General features: G+C 60.2%; 19 protein-coding genes and 1 riboswitch. Of the genes, 10 read left to right on the forward strand and 9 right to left on the reverse strand.

Features of this window, described 5'->3' with window-relative positions; genetic code table 11:
* The first annotated feature begins 189 nt into the window (after positions 1-189).
* Positions 190-409: riboswitch (cobalamin riboswitch) on the forward strand.
* Positions 410-531: 122 nt separating this feature from the next.
* From AC07NR_RS08320 to cobM, 4 genes are all read left to right on the forward strand, one after another.
* Entirely contained in the window at positions 532-729 is a 198-nt protein-coding gene (locus AC07NR_RS08320; protein WP_016983301.1) for a CbtB domain-containing protein, read from the forward strand.
* 11 nt (positions 730-740) lie between these two features.
* On the forward strand, positions 741-1,442 hold the full coding sequence (locus tag AC07NR_RS08325) for a CbtA family protein (RefSeq protein ID WP_495078321.1): 702 nt from the start codon (positions 741-743) through the stop codon (positions 1,440-1,442).
* A complete protein-coding gene (locus AC07NR_RS08330) occupies positions 1,439-1,852 on the forward strand; it encodes a cobalamin biosynthesis protein (RefSeq protein WP_085710087.1) in 414 nt (137 codons plus the stop codon). The genes AC07NR_RS08325 and AC07NR_RS08330 overlap by 4 nt, the downstream gene beginning before the upstream one ends.
* A 91-nt stretch (positions 1,853-1,943) precedes the next feature.
* Complete coding sequence (gene cobM, locus AC07NR_RS08335; protein WP_495078322.1) at positions 1,944-2,690, forward strand: precorrin-4 C(11)-methyltransferase; 747 nt, start codon at positions 1,944-1,946, stop codon at positions 2,688-2,690.
* A gap of 144 nt (positions 2,691-2,834) precedes the next feature.
* Here the strand turns inward: cobM and nfuA are convergent, their stop codons facing one another.
* The 3 genes from nfuA to AC07NR_RS08350 form a co-directional block, all read right to left on the reverse strand.
* The gene (nfuA, locus tag AC07NR_RS08340) at positions 2,835-3,419 is read right to left on the reverse strand and encodes a Fe-S biogenesis protein NfuA (RefSeq protein ID WP_007959519.1); all 585 of its coding nucleotides are present in this window, start codon (positions 3,417-3,419) and stop codon (positions 2,835-2,837) included.
* A 90-nt stretch (positions 3,420-3,509) separates the two neighbouring features.
* Complete coding sequence (locus tag AC07NR_RS08345; RefSeq protein WP_495078323.1) at positions 3,510-4,544, reverse strand: acyltransferase family protein; 1,035 nt, start codon at positions 4,542-4,544, stop codon at positions 3,510-3,512.
* Between the two features lie 59 nt (positions 4,545-4,603).
* On the reverse strand, positions 4,604-6,898 hold the full coding sequence (locus AC07NR_RS08350; protein ID WP_248740624.1) for a fatty acid cis/trans isomerase: 2,295 nt from the start codon (positions 6,896-6,898) through the stop codon (positions 4,604-4,606).
* A 158-nt stretch (positions 6,899-7,056) separates the two neighbouring features.
* Here AC07NR_RS08350 and metH point away from each other — a divergent pair, with 158 nt between their 5' ends.
* Positions 7,057-10,767, forward strand: a complete 3,711-nt coding sequence (gene metH / locus AC07NR_RS08355) for a methionine synthase (RefSeq protein WP_085710091.1) — start codon at positions 7,057-7,059, stop codon at positions 10,765-10,767.
* Between the two features lie 100 nt (positions 10,768-10,867).
* Positions 10,868-11,086, forward strand: a complete 219-nt coding sequence (locus AC07NR_RS08360; RefSeq protein ID WP_065257810.1) for a DUF2970 domain-containing protein — start codon at positions 10,868-10,870, stop codon at positions 11,084-11,086.
* Positions 11,087-11,092: 6 nt separating this feature from the next.
* Here the strand turns inward: AC07NR_RS08360 and AC07NR_RS08365 are convergent, their stop codons facing one another.
* Positions 11,093-12,166 (reverse strand): ABC transporter substrate-binding protein, encoded by a 1,074-nt coding sequence (locus AC07NR_RS08365; RefSeq protein ID WP_248740626.1) that lies wholly within the window; start codon positions 12,164-12,166, stop codon positions 11,093-11,095.
* Positions 12,167-12,691: 525 nt separating this feature from the next.
* On the opposite strand from AC07NR_RS08365, the gene AC07NR_RS08370 reads away from it, so the two are divergent.
* Entirely contained in the window at positions 12,692-14,350 is a 1,659-nt protein-coding gene (locus tag AC07NR_RS08370; RefSeq protein WP_495078324.1) for a nitrite/sulfite reductase, read from the forward strand.
* Complete coding sequence (locus AC07NR_RS08375) at positions 14,334-14,828, forward strand: DUF934 domain-containing protein (RefSeq protein ID WP_007959510.1); 495 nt, start codon at positions 14,334-14,336, stop codon at positions 14,826-14,828. Before AC07NR_RS08370 ends, AC07NR_RS08375 begins: the two co-directional genes overlap by 17 nt.
* Before the next feature lie 59 nt (positions 14,829-14,887).
* Here AC07NR_RS08375 and sohB read toward each other — a convergent pair whose 3' ends face one another.
* Positions 14,888-15,910, reverse strand: coding sequence for a protease SohB (gene sohB / locus AC07NR_RS08380; protein ID WP_305832762.1), 1,023 nt, complete (start codon positions 15,908-15,910; stop codon positions 14,888-14,890).
* Positions 15,911-16,116: 206 nt separating this feature from the next.
* On the opposite strand from sohB, the gene AC07NR_RS08385 reads away from it, so the two are divergent.
* Together AC07NR_RS08385 and AC07NR_RS08390 are read left to right on the forward strand one after the other, a co-directional pair.
* Positions 16,117-16,827: a histidine phosphatase family protein gene (locus tag AC07NR_RS08385; RefSeq protein ID WP_134826522.1), complete on the forward strand. Its 711-nt coding sequence runs from the start codon at positions 16,117-16,119 to the stop codon at positions 16,825-16,827.
* A gap of 48 nt (positions 16,828-16,875) precedes the next feature.
* Entirely contained in the window at positions 16,876-17,193 is a 318-nt protein-coding gene (locus AC07NR_RS08390; RefSeq protein ID WP_010223709.1) for an SCP2 sterol-binding domain-containing protein, read from the forward strand.
* A 57-nt stretch (positions 17,194-17,250) separates the two neighbouring features.
* Here the strand turns inward: AC07NR_RS08390 and AC07NR_RS08395 are convergent, their stop codons facing one another.
* Genes AC07NR_RS08395 through AC07NR_RS08410 form a run of 4 tightly spaced genes read right to left on the reverse strand, consistent with a single transcriptional unit; the run spans position 17,251 to position 21,100 of the window.
* The gene (locus AC07NR_RS08395; protein ID WP_248740629.1) at positions 17,251-17,841 is read right to left on the reverse strand and encodes a hypothetical protein; all 591 of its coding nucleotides are present in this window, start codon (positions 17,839-17,841) and stop codon (positions 17,251-17,253) included.
* Positions 17,838-18,890, reverse strand: a complete 1,053-nt coding sequence (locus AC07NR_RS08400; RefSeq protein WP_248740630.1) for a hypothetical protein — start codon at positions 18,888-18,890, stop codon at positions 17,838-17,840. Before AC07NR_RS08400 ends, AC07NR_RS08395 begins: the two co-directional genes overlap by 4 nt.
* A 12-nt stretch (positions 18,891-18,902) precedes the next feature.
* Positions 18,903-19,430 carry a PAAR domain-containing protein gene (locus AC07NR_RS08405; RefSeq protein ID WP_134826519.1) on the reverse strand — a complete coding sequence of 176 codons (528 nt, stop codon included), beginning with the start codon at positions 19,428-19,430 and terminating at the stop codon, positions 18,903-18,905.
* Positions 19,431-19,465: 35 nt separating this feature from the next.
* A complete protein-coding gene (locus tag AC07NR_RS08410; RefSeq protein ID WP_495078325.1) occupies positions 19,466-21,100 on the reverse strand; it encodes an ABC transporter ATP-binding protein in 1,635 nt (544 codons plus the stop codon).

A 21,100-nucleotide genomic window follows, 5' to 3' on the forward strand; every position in this document is an offset into this window, starting at 1 on the left:
GAAGTGCCGTACGCCGGGGCCAAGACCTTTTGGTTACTTTTGGCTGGGCCGGCATTCCGGGCGTTTGCCAAAAGTGACTCGCTGTAAGAGCGAAACCGCCAGCGGCAGCTCCCGAAGCAACGGATATGCCCCCCCTATCCAAACACACCTCACCCCATTCAATTGACTAAAAACCCCAGCCCATGGTCTCCTACACAACTTGTTACGGGTGCCCTTCACAGGGTGAAACGGGAAACCGGTGAATCATGTGCTTTACTCTAAAGCCATGTCAGTCCGGTGCTGCCCCCGCAACGGTAAGCGAGAGAGCGTCAGATCCACTGTGCCCACGGCATGGGAAGGTGACGCTTGCAGGTCGGCCTGACGCCAACCCCTCGTGAGCCCGGAGACCGGCCCGCAACACACAGTGCGCACTTTGCGTCACTGAACATAACAAACCCGCGGTGGGCGGGCGCTGTTCGAACCTCTGCGTGCCCGACTCGCAGGGGCTTTCATGCGCTCCATTCACCCGCTGACACTCCAGAGGGAAGCGCCATGTCGATCATCAGCAGCACCGGCAGCAACACGGACAAAATCTCCAGCACCACTACCCTGAGCCAACGCCTGACCGCTGCGATCTTCGCGTCGATCCTGGGTGCCAGCCTGGTCTACTTCGCCGGTTTCTCGCACATCGAAGCGGTGCACAACGCCGCGCACGATACCCGCCACAGCGCCGCGTTTCCGTGCCATTGAGACCTGACGACATGATCAAGCGTATCGCGCAGACCGCAGGTTTCACCGGCCTTCTGGCCGCCCTGCTGCTGACCTTGCTGCAAAGCTTCTGGGTTTCGCCGCTGATTCTCCAGGCTGAAACCTACGAGAAGGCCGAGCCGGTGGCAGAAGTCCACGAACACGCCGCCGGCACCGCCGCCCACACCCACGATGCCGAAGCCTGGGAACCGGAAAACGGCTGGCAGCGCGTGGTCTCCACCACGGGCGGCAATCTGGTGGTTGCCGTAGGTTTCGCCCTGATGCTGGCGGGCCTGTACACCCTGCGTGCGCCGACCAAAACCTCGCAAGGCCTGCTCTGGGGTCTGGCGGGTTACGCGACGTTCGTACTCGCTCCAACACTGGGCCTGCCACCTGAGCTGCCAGGCACCGCCGCCGCTGACCTGGCTTCGCGCCAGATGTGGTGGATCGGCACTGCTGCTTCGACCGCTGTCGGCCTGGCGCTGATAGCATTTGGCGGCAACTGGCTGTTGAAGATCCTCGGCGTGGCGATCCTCGCTGTGCCGCACGTGATCGGCGCGCCGCAGCCGGTAGTGCACTCGATGCTCGCCCCGGAAGCGCTGGAAGCCCAGTTCAAAATCGCTTCGCAGCTGACCAACGTGGCGTTCTGGCTGGCCCTGGGCCTGATCAGCGCCTGGTTGTTCCGTCGCAAAAGCGATGGTCAATACCACGCATGACCGATGACAGCGCAGCGCCGACCTTCGTGGTCGGCCTGGGCTGCCAGCGCGGCTGCCCGGCCAGTACGCTGCGCGCCTTGCTCGACCAGGCCTTGCAAGCCCATCGCATCGAACTCGAAGCTGTCAAGGCTTTGGCGAGCATCGACCTGAAACGCGACGAACCCGGCCTGCAGGAACTGGCGGCACAACTGGCGCTGCCGTTGCTGTACTTCAGCAGCGAAGAACTGGCCAGTTATCAGCAACGACTGAGTCACCATTCACAAATCGCTTTCGAACGCACCGGCTGCTATGGCGTGGCGGAAAGCGCTGCTTTGGCGCTCGCCGAACAACTGATCCAGGCCCCGGCAAAACTGCTGATTTCCCGGCAAAAGTACGCCCAGGCAACTCTGGCATTGGCCGGCGCGGCGTAAATTCCCGATAATCCCCGCTTTCGATCATGAGCATTGTTCATCTGAAGTGCTCTTGAAGCCTCGATCCGCCCTACTTTCACAGGATCCAACGATGACCGTTTACTTCATCGGCGCCGGCCCCGGCGACCCGGAATTGATCACTGTCAAAGGCCAGCGACTGATCCGCAGCTGCCCGGTGATCATTTATGCAGGTTCGCTGGTGCCGGCGGCGGTACTGGAAGGTCATTCGGCAGAAACCGTGGTCAACAGCGCCGAACTTCATCTGGAACAGATCATCGACCTGATCAAGACCTCCCACGCCAAGGGCCAGGATGTAGCGCGGGTGCATTCGGGCGATCCGGGCCTGTATGGCGCCATCGGCGAGCAGATTCGTTATCTGCGCGAGATGCAGATCCCGTTCGAAATCATCCCCGGCGTAACTGCAACCGCTGCCTGCGCGGCGTTATTGGGCGCCGAACTCACGTTGCCGGACATCTCGCAAAGCGTGATCCTGACCCGTTATGCGGACAAGACTGCGATGCCTGTCGGGGAAGAACTGGGCAACCTGGCGCAGCACGGGGCGACCATGGCGATTCATCTGGGGGTCAATCACCTGCAGAAGATTCTCGCCGAGCTGTTGCCGCATTACGGCGCGGATTGCCCGATTGCAGTGATCCACCGGGCGACGTGGCCGGATCAGGACTGGGTCGTCGGGACACTGGAGGATATTGCCGAGAAGGTGGCGGCCAAAGGCTTTCGGCGTACGGCGCTGATTCTGGTCGGGCGGGTATTGGGCAGCGATCATTTCAGTGAGTCGTCGCTGTATCGCGCGGGGCATGCACATTTGTATCGGCCCTGAAGCCGCTTCGCGAGCAAGCTCGCTCCCACACTGGGAATGCGATCCGATGTGGGAGCGGGCTTGCCCGCGAAGGCGTCATTGAATCTCACGCATAAAAAAACGGCGCTCACGGGGCGCCGTTTTTTTATGGTTGCAGCGAACGCCTTAGTAGTAGGCGTTTTCTTTCTGCGTGTGGTCGGTCACGTCGCGAACGCCCTTGAGCTCCGGAATACGCTCGAGCAAGGTGCGCTCGATACCTTCCTTCAGGGTCACGTCCGCCTGGCCGCAGCCCTGGCAACCGCCGCCGAACTGCAGCACGGCAATGCCGTCTTCAACCACATCGATCAGGCTGACCTGACCACCGTGGCTGGCCAGCCCCGGGTTGATTTCGGTTTGCAGGTAATAGTTGATGCGCTCGTTGATCGGGCTGTCGGCGTTGACCATCGGTACTTTGGCGTTAGGCGCCTTGATGGTCAGCTGACCGCCCATGCGGTCGGTGGCGTAGTCGACGACAGCATCGTCGAGGAACGCTTCGCTGAACGAGTCGATATAGGCAGTGAAGCTTTTCAGCCCCAGCGCGGTATCTTCAGGTTTCTCTTCGCCCGGCTTGCAGTAGGCAATGCAGGTTTCGGCGTACTGGGTGCCAGGCTGGGTGATGAAGACGCGGATGCCGATGCCCGGGGTGTTCTGCTTGGACAGCAGATCGGCCAGGTAATCATGGGCGGCGTCGGTAATGGTAATAGCGGTCATGGAAACTCCTCGCAGGCTTGGGCGGAGTTTACGCCAATCGGCGCGCGGCACAAAGTCCCAGTATTTACGTAGGAATAGTTCGCAAATCGGCTAAGCGCCAAGTTCGCCGTCAATCCGCGCTTTAAGCCACTGATAGCTGCGCTTTTCTATCCATTCGTAGCTCAGCCACGAACCGATACCGATGGCCAGCGCACAGACAAAAAACATCAAATACGGGTTGATCCCAAAGCGTCTGGCCAGATAAGCGCCGGCCGACAGCACCAGCACGTGCATCAGATACACCGAGTACGAACAGTCGCCCAGAAGCTTCAGCAGCCTGTTGCGTTCGACATAACGCTCCAGCGCCATGCATCCCATGACCAGCACCGCGCCGGGCACGCCCCAATTGAGCAATCGGGGTTCCGGTGGCAGGTGATAGATCGCCAGCAACGCCGCACCGATCCCCAGCAGCGGCAGCCAGAGCGCCGGGCCGATCCCCAGCAGCGGCAGCCAGAGCGCCGGGCCGATCCAGCCGCGACGATAGAGCATGCCGATGCCGATCCCCAGCAGGAATTCGTAAACGATGTCCGAGCGATAAAACTCGCTGACCCAGCCAAACCCGGTCCAGGCCTGACACACCGCATACAACAGCGCCGCAACCACCAGCAAACGGACTTGCAGCCGAAACAACAGTGCCCAGGCGAACAACACGTAGAACAGCATTTCGTAATTCAGCGTCCAGCCGACATTCAGGGTCGGATAGATCCCGTAGCCACCGGGGTTTTCGGTCGGGATGAACAGCAACGACAGCAGTAAATGACGCCAGTCCACCGTCTGATCCGGCAGCAGCGGCCGGGCAAACACCACCAGCAACGCCATCAGCACGGTGTAGAGCCAATACGCCGGAACAATCCGAAACAGCCGATACAGCAGAAACCGCGCCGGCGGCAGCGCCTTGCCTTCGGTGGACAGGAAAATCACCAGCCCGCTGATCACGAAGAAGATATCGACGCCCACGGCGCCCTTGTCGATGAACAGCTGCCCTATCGGCCCGCGCGCCTCGAAGTCGAAGAAAATCTGCATGAAGTGATGGCAGACCACTGCCCACGCGGCGAGCGCTCGCAGGGCCTGCACTGAAATCAACATCGATGGTGCTCCCGATCCCGTACTCCACAGGATTGGGACAGCGGCCATCGTTCAAACGATCAAAGATTCTCGTACCGGTTCATGTCCAGCACACCCTCTTCCACCGGGTCGGTTTCGTGGATGTACTGGCTCAGGTCATGGAAATAGAACCAGAACTGCGGATGGCTGCGGCGGATGCCCCAGCGTTCGACGATCTTCTCGAACTGTGGCGCATCCTTGGCGCTTTCCATGGCATCGACAAACGCCGGCACCTGGTCCGCCGGGATGTTGAACATGAAGTTCGGATAACTGCTGAGCACGCCCGGGTAGATGGTCAGAGTATCGAGCCCCGGCTGATAGCGCAGCGACTCACCGAGCAGGAACGCCACGTTGCTGTGGGCGCGGTTGCGAAGCAGGCTGTAGACCTCGCGTTTGCCGCTGCGGGTTTCGATGCGCAACATGGTCGCTTCCGGCAGTTGATCGATCACCTTCAGCCCCGCTGCAGGACGCGCCGTCAGGCGGCTCAGGGCCTGTTCGGCATTTTGCAGCGCCGGATCGATGTTCGGCCGCGAGCAATAGGCATCCACGCAGCGGTTGATCGGATCGGGCCGCGCGTTGAGGTCGCCGTAGCGAGCGAGCAACTGCATGGCGAAGTCATGTTTCGGGTCCTTTTCGTCGAGTTTCAGCGCGGTCGGCTTGTCATCATCGATGGACTCGTAATCCAGCCACATCTTGAACTGGCCGCTGCTCTGGTACCAATCGTCGAGGTAATCCTCGCGGGAGTCTGCCGGCATCAGGCGCAGGAAGTTCTGTTCGGCGCCGTTGCGGATCAAGTCGAAGTACAGCCGGGTCTGCGCCTGATGGGAGACGTTGCCGAACACGTCGAAATTGACTGCCAACTGGTAATAGGTGCGTTCGAGCAACGGATAGTCGAACAGCCACATGGTCTGCGGCACCTCACCGATCAGGCCTTTGGTCACCGAGGCGCTGTCGAAGTGGCGGAAGATGCTCAACAGTGCATTGTCGTTGCCCGCCCACAGGGTCGACCAGCTCGGCGCCGGTTGATCCGCGTAGCTATCCCGGCGCAGGGCTTCGTATTTGTTGCGCTTGTTGCGGTAGTCGTGCCACAGGCTCAGGACGCTGCCGACATCGTCGTTCTGCCCCGGCATGGCCAGCAACGGCGTGGCCTGGCCGCGATAGTTCGGGTCGGTGATGTACAGGTCGTGTTCCGGGGCCTGGAACAGCGCCCAGAAGTTGTCGCGAATCACGTCGGTCGCGATCTGCCCACGGCACACCGGGCCGCGAATGAAGGTACGCACGAAGTATTCGGCGTTATCGAGCATGAACTGATACCGCGCCTGCGCCGGAATCGCCTCGAAGGTGGCGAACGGGTTGGCGCGGCTCTGCGGCCCGTAGCCCGGCAGAGCATGCACCTGCCAGTTGCCGTTGTAGAACAGGCTCTTGACCCGCGCCATCTTTGCCGCGCTCAGCGGATAGGTGATGTGGGTCTTGTGCACGATCACGCCCTGCACCGGCCACAGGCGGTAATACACCTGGGTGCCCGGATCGTCATTGGGACGGCGGGTGGCGATCAGATCGATCGGCTGACCGGTGGGCGTGCGCGAACGCACCCACTGGAAGAAATGCCCCGGCTCGCCGTCCTTGAAGTAGATGTGCGCCAGGAACCAGTGTTCGAACAGCCAGCGCCCGACCAGGCTTTCCCGCGCACCTGGCTGGTTGAGCAGGTTTTCCCACTGCACGATCTGCAGCGCTTCCTTGGCACTCGGCGCCAGGCCTTGCTCATCGATCGGCGCGCCGGACGCCAGCCAGCGCTGCAATGTCTGGTATTGCTGATCGGTCAGGCCGGTCACCGCCAGCGGCATACCCTCTTTCGGGTGAGCACCGGCATAGCCGTCGAACTCAGCGGGCATCGCACACATGTTTTCCCGTTGCAGGCCGAGGACGATGTCTTCCGGCAGTTTGGCGTTGGGTGTCAGCGGCGTTTTGTGCCCCAGTTCCAGCATGCGCGCCATCAGTGCGGCCTGGCTGCCCTGGGCGTCGAGCACCGAATAGAAGTCTTTCTGTTGCCAGGCGCGTTTGCCAAAAGCGTCGTAGAACAGCCGCGTGGTCGGCGCTGCCTGAGTGCGCTCGCCATCGTAGACCGGCATCTTGCTCGCGCCACGGGCCGCGCCTTCACCGCTGCCCAGGTTCAATTGGCAGGCAGAGTCGTAGCACGCATGGCAGGCCACGCACTTCTCGGTGAAGATCGGCTGGATGTCGCGGGTGTAAGAAATGGCAGGCGAGATCGCAGGACTTTGCGCCGCCGCGCCAAAGCTCAAAAACAGCAACACCATGCTGACGACGCGGTACGACATATCCCTGATCCTGATCCTGAATAAAAACGCCGCGATTCTACCGTTATGACGCCCGTGCCAACATGAGCGATATTCATGCAAAAGTGCCACATGCTCTAAATCCGCACAGGTTTGTTATGATCCCGCTCCTTCGTCATGGTCTTTTTCGAGTAGTCCCAATGTCCGATCGCAGCGTCCGCCTTCAAGCTCTCAAGCAAGCCCTCAAAGAGCGCATCCTGATACTCGATGGCGGTATGGGCACGATGATCCAGAGCTACAAGCTCGAAGAGCAGGATTATCGCGGCAAGCGTTTCGCCGACTGGCCGACCGACGTCAAGGGCAACAACGACCTGCTGGTCATTACCCGTCCCGACGTGATCGGCGGCATCGAGAAAGCCTACCTGGATGCCGGTGCCGACATCCTGGAAACCAACACCTTCAACGCCACCCGCATTTCCATGGCCGACTACGGCATGGAAGAGCTGGCCTACGAACTCAACGTAGAAGGCGCACGACTGGCGCGCAAGGTTGCCGACGCCAAGACCGCCGAGAACCCGGACAAGCCGCGCTTCGTCGCCGGCGTCCTCGGCCCTACAAGTCGCACCTGCTCGTTGTCGCCGGACGTCAACAACCCGGGCTACCGCAACGTCACCTTCGATGAACTGGTGGAAAACTACACCGAGGCCACCAAAGGCCTGATCGAGGGCGGCGCCGACCTGATCCTGATCGAAACCATCTTCGACACCCTCAACGCCAAGGCAGCGATCTTCGCCGTGCAAGGCGTGTTCGAAGAGCTGCACATCGAATTGCCGATCATGATCTCCGGCACCATCACCGACGCCTCCGGCCGTACCCTGTCGGGCCAGACCACCGAAGCGTTCTGGAACTCCGTAGCTCACGCCAAGCCGATTTCGGTCGGTCTGAACTGCGCCCTCGGCGCCCGTGAACTGCGTCCGTACCTGGAAGAGCTGTCGGACAAGGCCAGCACCCATGTTTCGGCGCACCCGAACGCCGGCCTGCCGAACGAATTCGGCGAGTACGACGAACTGCCGGTGGACACCGCCAAAGTCATCGAAGAATTCGCCCAGAGCGGTTTCCTCAACATCGTCGGCGGTTGCTGCGGCACCACCCCGGGCCACATCGAAGCCATCGCCAAAGCCGTCGCCGGTTACGCGCCACGGCAGATTCCGGACATTCCCAAGGCCTGCCGCCTGTCCGGTCTGGAACCGTTCACCATCGATCGCAGCTCGCTGTTCGTCAACGTCGGCGAGCGGACCAACATTACCGGTTCCGCGAAATTCGCCCGTCTGATCCGCGAAGACAACTACACCGAAGCCCTGGAAGTCGCCCTGCAGCAGGTCGAGGCCGGCGCCCAGGTGATCGACATCAACATGGACGAAGGGATGCTCGATTCGAAGAAGGCCATGGTGACCTTCCTCAATCTGATTGCCGGCGAGCCGGACATCTCCCGCGTACCGATCATGATCGACTCCTCGAAATGGGACGTGATCGAAGCCGGCCTGAAGTGCATTCAGGGCAAGGGCATCGTCAACTCGATCAGCATGAAAGAAGGCGTCGAGCAGTTCATCCACCACGCCAAACTGTGCAAACGCTACGGCGCTGCTGTGGTGGTGATGGCGTTCGACGAAGCCGGCCAGGCCGACACCGAAGCGCGCAAGAAAGAAATCTGCAAACGCTCCTACGACATTCTGGTCAACGAAGTCGGCTTCCCGCCGGAAGACATCATCTTCGACCCGAACATCTTCGCCGTGGCCACCGGTATCGAAGAACACAACAACTACGCTGTGGACTTCATCAACGCCTGCGCCTACATCCGCGACGAGCTGCCGTATGCCCTGAGCTCCGGCGGCGTGTCCAACGTGTCGTTCTCGTTCCGCGGCAACAACCCGGTGCGCGAGGCGATCCACTCTGTATTCCTGCTGTATGCGATCCGCGCCGGCCTGACCATGGGTATCGTCAACGCCGGTCAGCTGGAGATCTACGACCAGATCCCGCAGGAACTGCGCGACGCCGTTGAAGACGTGATCCTCAACCGCACGCCGGAAGGCACCGACGCCCTCCTCGCCATCGCCGACAAGTACAAGGGCGACGGCAGCGTCAAGGAAGCCGAGACCGAAGAATGGCGCAGCTGGGACGTCAACAAGCGTCTGGAGCACGCACTGGTCAAGGGCATCACCACCCACATCGTCGAGGACACCGAAGAATCCCGTCAGTCCTTCGCTCGCCCGATCGAAGTGATCGAAGGCCCGCTGATGTCCGGCATGAACATCGTCGGCGACCTGTTCGGCGCCGGCAAAATGTTCCTGCCGCAGGTGGTGAAATCCGCCCGCGTGATGAAACAGGCCGTGGCTCACCTGATTCCGTTCATCGAGCTGGAAAAAGGCGACAAGCCGGAAGCCAAGGGCAAGATCCTGATGGCCACGGTAAAAGGCGACGTACACGACATCGGCAAGAACATCGTCGGCGTGGTGCTCGGTTGCAACGGCTACGACATCGTCGACCTCGGCGTGATGGTGCCGGCGGAGAAGATCCTGCAGGTGGCCCGCGAAGAGAAATGCGACATCATCGGCCTGTCCGGTCTGATCACTCCGTCGCTGGATGAAATGGTCCACGTGGCCCGCGAGATGCAGCGTCAGGACTTCCACCTGCCGCTGATGATCGGCGGCGCGACCACCTCCAAGGCACACACGGCGGTGAAGATCGAGCCGAAGTACAGCAACGACGCAGTGGTCTACGTTACCGACGCTTCCCGCGCCGTGGGCGTGGCGACGCAGTTGCTGTCCAAGGAGCTGAAAGCCGGTTTTGTCGAGAAGACCCGCGAAGAGTACATCGACGTGCGTGAGCGCACGTCCAATCGCAGCGCCCGTACCGAACGCCTGAGCTACGCCGCCTCGATCGCGAAAAAACCGCAGTTCGACTGGGCTTCCTACACACCGGTCAAACCGACGTTCACCGGCACCCGGGTGCTGGACAATATCGACCTCAACGTCCTGGCCGAGTACATCGACTGGACGCCGTTCTTCATCTCCTGGGACCTGGCCGGCAAGTTCCCGCGCATCCTTGAAGACGAAGTGGTCGGTGAAGCCGCGACCTCGCTGTACAAGGACGCCCGCGAGATGCTGACCAAGCTGATCGACGAGAAACTGATCAGTGCCCGTGCGGTGTTCGGTTTCTGGCCGGCCAATCAGGTGCACGACGACGATATCGAGCTGTACGGCGATGACGGCAAGCCAATGGCGCGCCTGCATCATCTGCGTCAGCAGATCATCAAGACCGACGGCAAGCCGAACTTCTCCCTCGCCGACTTCGTCGCGCCGAAGGACAGTGAAGTGACCGACTATGTCGGCGGTTTCATCACCACCGCCGGGATCGGCGCCGAAGAAGTGGCCAAGGCTTATCAGGACGCTGGCGACGACTACAACTCGATCATGGTCAAGGCCCTGGCCGACCGTCTGGCCGAGGCCTGCGCCGAATGGCTGCACCAGCAGGTGCGTAAAGAGCACTGGGGTTACGCCAAGGATGAAGCCCTCGACAACGAGGCGCTGATCAAAGAGCAGTACTCCGGCATTCGCCCTGCCCCCGGCTACCCGGCCTGCCCGGATCACACCGAGAAGGCCACGCTGTTCGCCCTGCTCGATCCTGAGGCGCAGGAAATGCGCGCCGGTCGCAGCGGCGTGTTCCTGACCGAACACTACGCGATGTTCCCGGCGGCAGCGGTCAGCGGCTGGTACTTCGCCCATCCGCAAGCGCAATACTTCGCCGTGGGCAAGATCGACAAGGATCAGGTGCAGAGCTACACCTCCCGCAAAGGTCAGGAACTGAGCCTGACCGAACGCTGGCTGGCGCCGAACCTGGGTTACGACAACTAACCCGGAGCCCGAACAAAAGACCGCAGCCTGCCCCGCAGGTTGCGGTCTTTTTTCATGGGTTGGCTATGCTTGTCTGACACACACGGCAGACGAGGGATTTATGGACGATCCAGTCGACAACAAGCCACCGACCTTCTGGCAGATGCTGCACAGCGTCATGGCGGCGGCGTTCGGCGTGCAGAGCGGCAAGAACCGGGCAAGGGACTTCACCCATGGCAAGCCCAGCCATTTCATCTTCCTGGGCATTGCGTTCACGGCAGTGTTCGCCCTGACGCTGTTTGGCATCGTGCAACTGGTGGTGCATCTGGCGGGCGCCTGAGCAGCCTCAGTGCATCAGGGTCTGCAGGTTGAACGGATAGCGGTACGAGGCCGGGCGACCCTTCGCCGACATCTTGTGAAAGTGCACGCCGTAATCCGGCGACGTGCCCATGGCCAGCATTCGGCGGGCATGATCCTTGTCGATCAGTTGCAGCAAGGGGATCTGCCGGTCGCGGCCACCGTAGCGATTCAGGTCGACGCCCTGTGCATGGTCGTGCACTTCCACCAGCGCCCAGCCTCCCAGGGTGAAATGACCGCCGAGCAATGCGCTCAAGCGTCCGTCGATCATGGCCTGCAACGCCGCAGGCGAGGTATTGACCGCGCTGAACAGCACGTCTTTGCCCGGCACTTTGCCGATCTCGGAAACCGCTCGCATCGCACCGAAGGCCATTTCGTCGTTGGCCGCCCACACCAATGACACCTTGGGGTAACGAACCAGCAACTGCCGGGCCTGCTCGTAAGCGCGCTGCTGTGTCCAGCCGCCGTAGACCAGTTGCCGCAAACGGACTTCAGGATGTTCGGCCAGCGCCCGTTGCATGCCCTGCTCGCGCAACTGCGACGACGGGGTGATCTTCAGGCCGGAGAACGCCAGCAATTCGATGCTGGCGCCGGGGGCCACCGGTGGATGCAGGCGGATCAACTCCTTCATCAACAGGTAACCGCCCTCCTCATCATTGGGCACGAGGCTGCCGATGCGGTCGGCCCGGTCCCCGACCAGCGCTTGCTGATTGGGGGTCAGCGCGGCATTGACGATAAACAGCTTCACCCCGCTCTGATTGGCCATGCGCAGGATCTGCGGCGCGATGTATTGCTCGTTGGCGAACATCAGATAGTCGGGGCGATCGGGGCCCTGCAAGGCCACCCGGGCCTGGGCCAGGGTCATTTCTGGCTGGCGCTGGGAATAGAGGATCCGCAGATCGACGCCCAGGTCTCGCGCGGCAGCCTGCATGAATTGCGAGTAGCTGACCCAGAACGCCTCGTCCGTGGCACCCGGATTCAGAAACAGCACAGACTCTGCCCGCGCGCCGGCTCCAAAGGCCAGGCCCAGCACAAGCAGACTGATGTGGAGAAACTTGAACATGAAACATCCGGGCCCGGGGAAAAATGGCCGCGCATTATAGCCATTCAATCGCCGGCCATTAGCGCCTGATCCCGCTTTTTGTCCGACAATCGTCGGAAGCGGGCCCGGAGGGGTCGTTTTACTGATGACTGACCCAGAACACCGCTGTGCCCACGACCAGAATGATCAGGAACAGAATGGCCCACGCATCGACACTGCTATCGCTTTTCCTTGCCTTGGTTGGATTGCTCATTGCATCGCCTCTTGTCGGTTTTATCGGTGATTGCAGAAAGACTCGACCACAGTTAAGACGATGATTGTCCGCACGACAAATGTGGGTTAGTTGACACTCATTCCTGTTAGGCGATTTGGTTCTTTACATATACTCAAACATCACTTTTGCGCATAACTGCAAACGGGTATATTGCCCCGGCTCCATTAGGGAGTGCGCGGCCGTGCGCGCGTAATTGCCGAGGCACCATCGGACTCCAGCAAGCGAAAACGCAGCGTTTTCCGAGTAGCCCAAAGCCTGAGAACAGGACTTATATGTACGTATACGACGAGTACGATCAGCGGATCATCGAGGACCGCGTCAAGCAGTTCCGTGATCAGACCCGACGCTATCTGGCAGGTGAGCTGAGCGAAGAAGAATTCCGCCCCCTGCGCCTGCAGAATGGCCTGTACATCCAGCGTTTCGCGCCGATGTTGCGGGTGGCGGTGCCTTACGGCCAACTGACCTCGCGTCAGATGCGCATGATGGCCAAGATTGCCCGCGACTACGACAAGGGCTACGCCCACATCAGTACTCGCCAGAACGTGCAGTTCAACTGGCCGGCGGTCGAAGACATCCCGGACATCCTCGCCGAGCTGGCCACCGTGCAGATGCACGCGATCCAGACCAGCGGCAACTGCCTGCGCAACGTCACCACCGACCAGTTCGCCGGTGTTGCGTTCGATGAGCTAATTGACCCGCGTCCTTGGTGCGAAATCGTTCGTCAGTGGACGACCTTCCACCCGGAATTCGCTTACTTGCCGCGTAAATTCAAGATCGCCGTCAACGGTTCGACCTCCGACCGTGCGGCCATCGAAGTCCACGACATCGGTCTCGAGCCGGTGCACAACGCCGCTGGCGAACTCGGTTTCCGCGTGCTGGTCGGTGGTGGTCTGGGCCGTACTCCGGTGGTTGGCGCGTTCATCAACGAGTTCCTGCCGTGGCAGGACCTGTTGAGCTACCTCGACGCGATCCTGCGGGTCTACAACCGCTATGGCCGTCGCGACAACAAATACAAGGCGCGGATCAAGATCCTCGTCAAGGCGCTGACTCCAGAAGTCTTCGCCCAGAAAGTCGATGCCGAGATGGAACACCTGCGCGGCGGCCAGACCACGCTGACCGAAGCCGAAGTTCATCGCGTCGCCAAACACTTTGTCGATCCGGACTATAAGGCACTGAGCAGTCAGGACGCCGAACTGGCCGCCCTCGACAAGGAACACCCGGGTTTCGCCCGCTGGCGCACCCGCAACACCCTGGCGCACAAGAAGCCGGGTTATGTAGCCGTGACCCTGTCCCTGAAGCCGACCGGGGTTGCACCGGGCGACATCACCGACAAGCAGCTCGACGCCATCGCCGATCTCGCCGACCGCTACAGCTACGGTCAACTGCGCACCTCCCACGAGCAGAACATCATTCTCGCCGACGTCGAGCAGAGCCAGTTGTTCACCCTGTGGGGCGAGTTGCGTGAAGGCGGTTTCGCCACGCCGAACATCGGCCTGCTGACCGACATCATCTGCTGCCCTGGCGGTGATTTCTGCTCCCTGGCCAACGCCAAGTCGATCCCGATCGCCGAATCGATCCAGCGCCGTTTCGACGACCTGGACTACCTGTTCGACATCGGTGAACTGGACCTGAACATCTCCGGTTGCATGAACGCCTGCGGTCACCACCACGTCGGCCACATCGGCATCCTCGGGGTGGACAAGAAAGGCGAAGAGTTCTATCAGGTCTCCCTCGGCGGCAGCGCCAGCCGTGATGCGAGCCTGGGCAAGATCCTCGGCCCGTCGTTCGCCCAGGACGACATGCCGGATGTGATCTCCAAACTGATCGACGTGTACGTGGAACAGCGCACCGAAGACGAGCGCTTCATCGACACCTACCAGCGTATTGGCATCGACCTCTTCAAGGAACGCGTCTATGCAGCGAATCATTAAGAACAACGAGGTCGTCGACGAAACCTGGCACCTGCTGCCCAAGGATTTCAACATCGACGAAATCAGCAACTGCGACGACCTGATCGTCCCGCTGCAGCTGTGGCGTGAACATGCCCGCATGCTCAAGGCCCGCGACGGCGGTCTGGGTGTGTGGCTGGACGCTGACGAAGAAGCCGAGGAGATCGGCGACGACGTGAATGAGTTCCAGGTGATCGCCCTGAACTTCCCGGCGTTCACCGATGGCCGCAACTACTCTAACGCCCGCCTGCTGCGTGACCGTTACGGTTTCAAAGGCGAACTGCGGGCGATTGGCGACGTGCTGCGCGATCAGCTGTTCTACATGCGCCGCTGCGGTTTCGATGCCTTCGCCCTGCGCGCGGACAAAGACCCGTACGACGCCCTTGAAAGCCTCAAGGACTTCTCGGTGACCTATCAGGCCGCCACGGACGAACCGCTGCCGCTGTTCCGTCGCCGGTAAATCCCCGGGTCGTACTCAAAAAAACGCCGGTCATTCGACCGGCGTTTTTTATGCCCGCTTTACCAGAAACGTTGCTGGGTCAAACGGCTCCACCAGCTCAGCAACACGCGATCCACCGAACCGCTGGCCGCCATGCCGATGCGCTCCTGCAGGCTTTTGCGTTCGGCATAGTGCAGGTGATAGACCTCAGACTTTTTCGCCCGGTCCGCCAGGTATTCGTCGCTGGTCTTGAGTTCGTCCACCAGCTGTTTTTCCAGCGCCGCGAGGCCAAGCCAGACTTCACCGGTGGCGACTTCGTCGATCGCCAGCTGCGGGCGATATCGGGCGACGAAGTTCTTGAACAACTGATGGGTGATGTCCAGGTCTTCCTGGAATTTCTCCCGGCCCTTCTCGGTGTTTTCGCCGAACACGGTCAGGGTGCGTTTGTATTCGCCTGCGGTCAGCACTTCGAAGTCGATATCATGCTTTTTCAGCAGGCGGTTGACGTTGGGCAACTGCGCGACTACGCCGATGGAGCCGAGAATCGCGAATGGCGCGCTGATGATCTTCTCGCCGATGCACGCCATCATGTAGCCGCCGCTGGCTGCCACCTTGTCGATGCACACGGTCAATGGCACGCCGGCTTCACGGATACGTGCCAGTTGCGACGACGCCAAACCGTAGCTGTGCACCATGCCGCCACCGCTTTCCAGACGCAGGACGACTTCGTCCTTCGGTGTGGCCAGGGTCAGCAAGGCAGTGATTTCATGACGCAGGCTCTCGGTAGCGGAGGCCTTGATATCGCCGTCGAAATCCAGCACGAACACCCGAGGTTTGCTTTCGGGATTCTTCTTCTGTTTCTTCTCGGATTTGGCCTCGCCCTTGCGCAGGGCCTTGAGCTGATCCTTGTCGAGCAGGCTTTGCTCCAGGCGTTCACGCAAGCCCTTATAGAAATCGTTGAGCTTGCTGACCTGCAGCTGGCCCGCGGCTTTGCGCCGGCCCTTGCTGCGCAACGCAGCAAAACTGGCCAGCACCACCAGAATGGCGATGACCAGTGTGACGGTCTTGGCCAGGAAACTGGCGTATTCAGTCAAAAACTCCACAGTGACTCCTTCAAACGATGCGCCGTTGAAAAACGCGCGCGGGGATGACTCCAGCATACCCATGCACCGCCTCGTCGGCCAGCCGTGAAACCTCTGGAAACAGCCCTGTAACGGGCATTTCAAACAAGCGTATGTTTTTTCATTGACAGCTCTCCATCATCCCCATAACCTCGCCACAACCTTCAACGTACCGGGATGACGCGGACGTGGGCAGCATCTACTTGATTCGACATGGCCAGGCCTCCTTCGGTGCAGACGACTATGACGTCCTGTCGCCGACGGGTGTGCGCCAGGCAGAAATCCTCGGACGTCACCTCGCCGAACTCGGAATCAGCTTCGACCGCTGCCTGTCGGGCGACCTGCGTCGTCAGCAGCACACGGCCAACAGCGCGCTGGAACAGTTCGCCGCTGCCGGCCTGCCGGTGCCTGCTCTGGAAATCGATTCGGCGTTCAACGAGTTCGACGCCGACGCCGTGATCCGCGCCCTGCTGCCGGCCATGCTGCCCGAAGAACCCGAAGCGCTGGACATCCTGCGTAACGCCGCACAGAACCGTGGCGAGTTCCAGCGCATCTTTGCCCTGATCATCGAACGCTGGCTGGCCGGCACCTACGACACGCCCGGCCTGGAAAGCTGGCTGGGGTTCGTCGAACGGGTCCAGGCCGGTCTGAACCGTATTCTCGATCAGGCCGACAACACTCAGAAGATCGCGGTGTTCACCTCCGGTGGCACCATCACCGCCCTGCTCCACCTGATCACGCAAATGCCTGCCCGGCAGGCTTTTGAACTGAACTGGCAAATCGTCAACACCTCGCTCAACCAGCTGAAGTTCCGCGGTCGCGAGGTGGCTCTGGCTTCCTTCAACAGTCATGCGCACCTGCAACTGCTGAAGGCCCCGGAACTCATCACTTTCCGCTGAGTCCGGATTACTGTGACCCTGCTGCAATCAACCAAAAAGGATCGAACCATGACCTCCGTAGCTGATGCCGTAAAAGCAATGCAAGCCAAGTTCAACCCAGCCGCTGCTGCCGGCCTGGATCTGGTCTTCGGTTTCAACATCACTGACGAAGACAAGCACTACGCTCTGATCGTCAAAGACGGCACTTGCGACATCCAGGAAGGCGAAAACGCTGACGCCAACTGCACACTGGTGCTGGACAGCGAAACCCTGAAAGGCATCGTCAGCGGCGAAACCGACGGCATGCAAGCCTTCATGGGCGGCAAACTGCGCGTTGAAGGCGACATGATGCTGTCGATGAAACTGTCCGAGCTGTTCCCGGCGTAAGACGCAGGCCAGCCAAAAACAAATCCCGCCTTGATGGCGGGATTTGTCGTTTCAGCGTCACTGGATGCCGGCGGCGTCCAGCTCCTTGAAGACCTCACGATCGGCGATCTGGGTCTCACTGTCGGGGTACATCAACTGGACGTTGCCCCCGGGGATGATTTCACCTGTCTGCCCATCACGGGCGAAGGTGATGACATACCGCTCCCCCTGATACTTCAAGTAAATATTGTAATAATCCTGTGGTTTATCCGGCGCTGCGAAAGCGCTGTAGCGATAACGAATTCGCGGAACCAGCATCGGCCAGGTATTGCCGAGCAAGTCGCCATTGACCGCCGGATCAGCTGCTTCGAGCGCCACAATGGCAGCCGCTACCACTTCATCGTTGTCGCTCGACTTGAAAGGCAATGGGCGGTTACGCAACATGGTTACGGCGCTTGCCTTGCCCTCGACAACATCACGACGGTACAGGTCGTTACGAAACCATTTTGTTGCATCAAAACGGTTTTCTTCCGGGCTCCAGTCGCCGTAATACATCATTACTTTCTCGCTCATCGCATCTTCCCTTGTGTGCAGATACAAACCCATTGCACTAAAAACCAGCAAAAAAGCCGCTATCACGCCAATGCGCGTGCGAAAACTAACAGTCATGGTTGTGCCAACTGCCCCTTTTTAAACTTCAGTTGCTGCTTCGGCGGCCCCAAAGGCGTGCTGCCTGAACGAACCTTTCCGACAGCGCCGTAATCGTCCAGCGGAAATTTCATGTTCTTTTCGTTTTTCGCTCGACTGTCGGCATGCATCAACAGCTTTTTATCGTTTTCGCTCGCCTGCTCCGGCGGCTGGACCGGGGCTGATTCACCCGGGAGTGCCAGGGTATCGTCCTTTTTGGACAATCTGTATTCAGCAAGACGTCGTTCATAACCGCGCTGCCTGATTCTGAATGCCGATTTGGCTTTGGCATCCGACGCCACACGCTCACGCGCTCCGTCCAGGCCGTCGCGATCTTTTTCACTGCCATACGTCTGGTCATAAAGACTGCGGCGCGGGTAGGCATGAATGGTTGCCCCCGTAGCATCGGCAAGTTTCTGCGCGAGGCTGAGCTCGTAATGTTCCTGACCTTCGCTGACCAGCGCCGTCTCATCCACCCCCAATCCGGTTCGGCAAGCGTAAGAAAAGATGTTGGCGCCCAGAGCAAAGGCCTCAGGCTTCAGCTGACTGGCCTGGGCTGGTCCAAAGCGATAGGTAGCGTCCTTGCCTTCGATTTCATAACCGAACTCGATATTGAACACCACACCATGGGCAAAAATGTCGAGCTGTTTAATCTCGCGCTTTTCTTCGACTCGCTTGTTTATAAAGGCAACCAGTGCGTCCGCGGAATCGATCTCCAGGTATTCGGCTTTGTATTTGTTGACGACAAGCTCTTTGAGCGTCGCGCGCATTTTGGGATCGTATTCGGCTGTAAACAGCAGAAAGAAGGTTTTGTCCGCAGCGCCCTTTTTAATGCCCAGATAGTCTCTCAACTGCCCGACACCCTGGTTGATGAAGCTCATCTTGTTGCCGTAATTTCCGCGAAACTCGGTCCAGCGACTGATGTGATAGGAGCCTACCACCGTCACATAATCGTATTTGAGCGTTCCCGTGACCTGGGTAGTTCCGTGCTGGTCGCTGGTCTGTCCCTGCTTTTTCTTCGGTGGTGGCACGTTCAACTTTCCTTAGTAATCAATGCCCAGGGCATCCAGGTGAGCGGCGGCTTCCTTGCCCCATTGCACGACAATCGATGTCGGATCGGCTGTGAATACCCGTGCCGCGTTACCGTGATTGTCGGTGTGGCCGACCAGACGCTGACCGTCACCGGTTTCGATGCAATAGAGCATGTCGGGAATGGCTTCGCCGGTGCCTTCGTCCACCAGCTGGAAGCGCTCACTGTGCTTGGGTACGGTAATGATCGGCGTGAAAGGAGCGGAGCCGACCTGAGTGCCGACGAACACATCGCCGGAACCGGTAATGATCATGCCGCCATGAGCAGTGGCACTGCCGAGAAAGGCGATGGGCTTGCCATTGATCAGGATGTTGCCGATGCCTTCGGTGACCGTATCACCACACGCCGTGGTGTCGCCGACACGCAACACGGGCATGCCGTTGATGTTCACATCGGGTGAACCACTGGTGCTGGGGTTGGTACCGTGGCCAGTGACCGGACAGGCATTGAGATCGCTCAGGCGCGCGGCAGGCTTTGCCATCGTTTACTTCCGTGTGAGGGCTGGGGACGCGGAATTTACCGGATCTGATCAATTGATGAAAGGCTGCTCTCCTGCCCGGCCTGCACCCTCGTGACCGGTGTCACAAACGAAGCCGCCAGCAATTCCCGGGTGTACGGATGCTGTGCCGAACGAAACAATTCGGCCGTTTCCCCACGCTCGACGACCTCACCGTCCTTCATGACGATCAGGTCGTGGGCCAGTGCCCGCACCACCGCCAGATCATGGCTGATGAACAGATACGTCAGACAGTGTTCCTTCTGCAGACGGCGCAACAGCGCGACAATCTGTTTCTGTACGGTACGATCCAGTGCCGAAGTGGGTTCGTCCAGCAGGATCAAATCCGGCTTGAGCACCAGCGCCCGGGCGATGGCGATGCGTTGCCGCTGCCCGCCGGAAAACTCGTGGGGATAGCGATGACGTGTCGCCGGGTCGAGTCCCACGTCCCGTAACACATCGATCACGGCCTGCTCGCGCTCCCGCGCGTTCAAGTCACTGTGTACCTGCAAACCTTCGGCGATGATCTGCTCCACGCACAAGCGCGGACTGAGGCTGCCGAACGGGTCCTGAAACACCACTTGCAGGCGCTTGCGCAATGGTCGCAGTTGTTTGCCGCTCAAATGTTCCAGCGCTTCACCCTCGAAGCGGATACTGCCCTCGGCATCGATCAGGCGCAGGATCGCCTGTCCGAGGGTGGATTTTCCCGAACCGGATTCACCGACGATTCCCAGGGTCCGGCCACGTTGCAGGCTCAGATCAATGCGATTGACCGCGTGCAGCCAGGACTTGCGGCGCAGCCAGCCACCACCGAGCCTGAAGCGCACGTTGAGATCGCGCACTTGCAGCAGGTCCTCCGCGCCGACCCTGTGCAGCGCCTCGCCGCCGGGTTCGGCATTGAGCAACTCGATGCTGTAGGGATGCTGCGGTGCCCGGAATAACTGCTCGCAAGTCGCTTGCTCGACGATCTCGCCGGCGCGCATCACCGCCACCCGCTGGGCGATGGTGCGCACCAGATTCAAGTCGTGGCTGATGATCAGCAGCGCCATGCCCAGTCGTTGTTGCAGGTCCTTGAGTAACAGCAGGATCTTGCGTTGCACGGTAACGTCGAGGGCAGTGGTCGGCTCATCAGCGATCAATAACTGAGGCTCACACGCCAGCGCCATGGCGATCATCACTCGCTGCCGTTGCCCGCCGGAGAGCTGATGCGGATAAGCCTTCAGACGCTCGTGCGGGTGTTGAATGCCCACAAGGTCCAACAGCTCCAGAATCCGTCTGCGCGCCGCTGCGCCTGCCAGACCTTTGTGCAGCGCCAGACTTTCGCCCAGTTGCCGCTCGATGCTATGCAACGGGTTCAGCGAACTCATCGGTTCCTGAAAGATCATCGCGATCCGGTTGCCGCGCAATTGCCGCAGATAACGCTCATGCACGCCGAGCAACTCTTCGCCCCTATAACGGATGCTGCCATCGATCCGCGTGATGTTCGGGTCGAGCAGTTGCAGGATGCTGTGGGCCGTCACCGACTTGCCGGAACCGGACTCGCCCACCAGCGCCAGGCATTCACCCGGGCGGATGTCGAGGTCGATGCCGTGGACCACTTCCTGGCCTTTGAAGGCAACCTTCAGGTCGCGTATTTCGATCAAATGTTCACGCAT

It is taken from the genome of Pseudomonas sp. GW821-FHT09C09 (genome assembly GCF_059418105.1).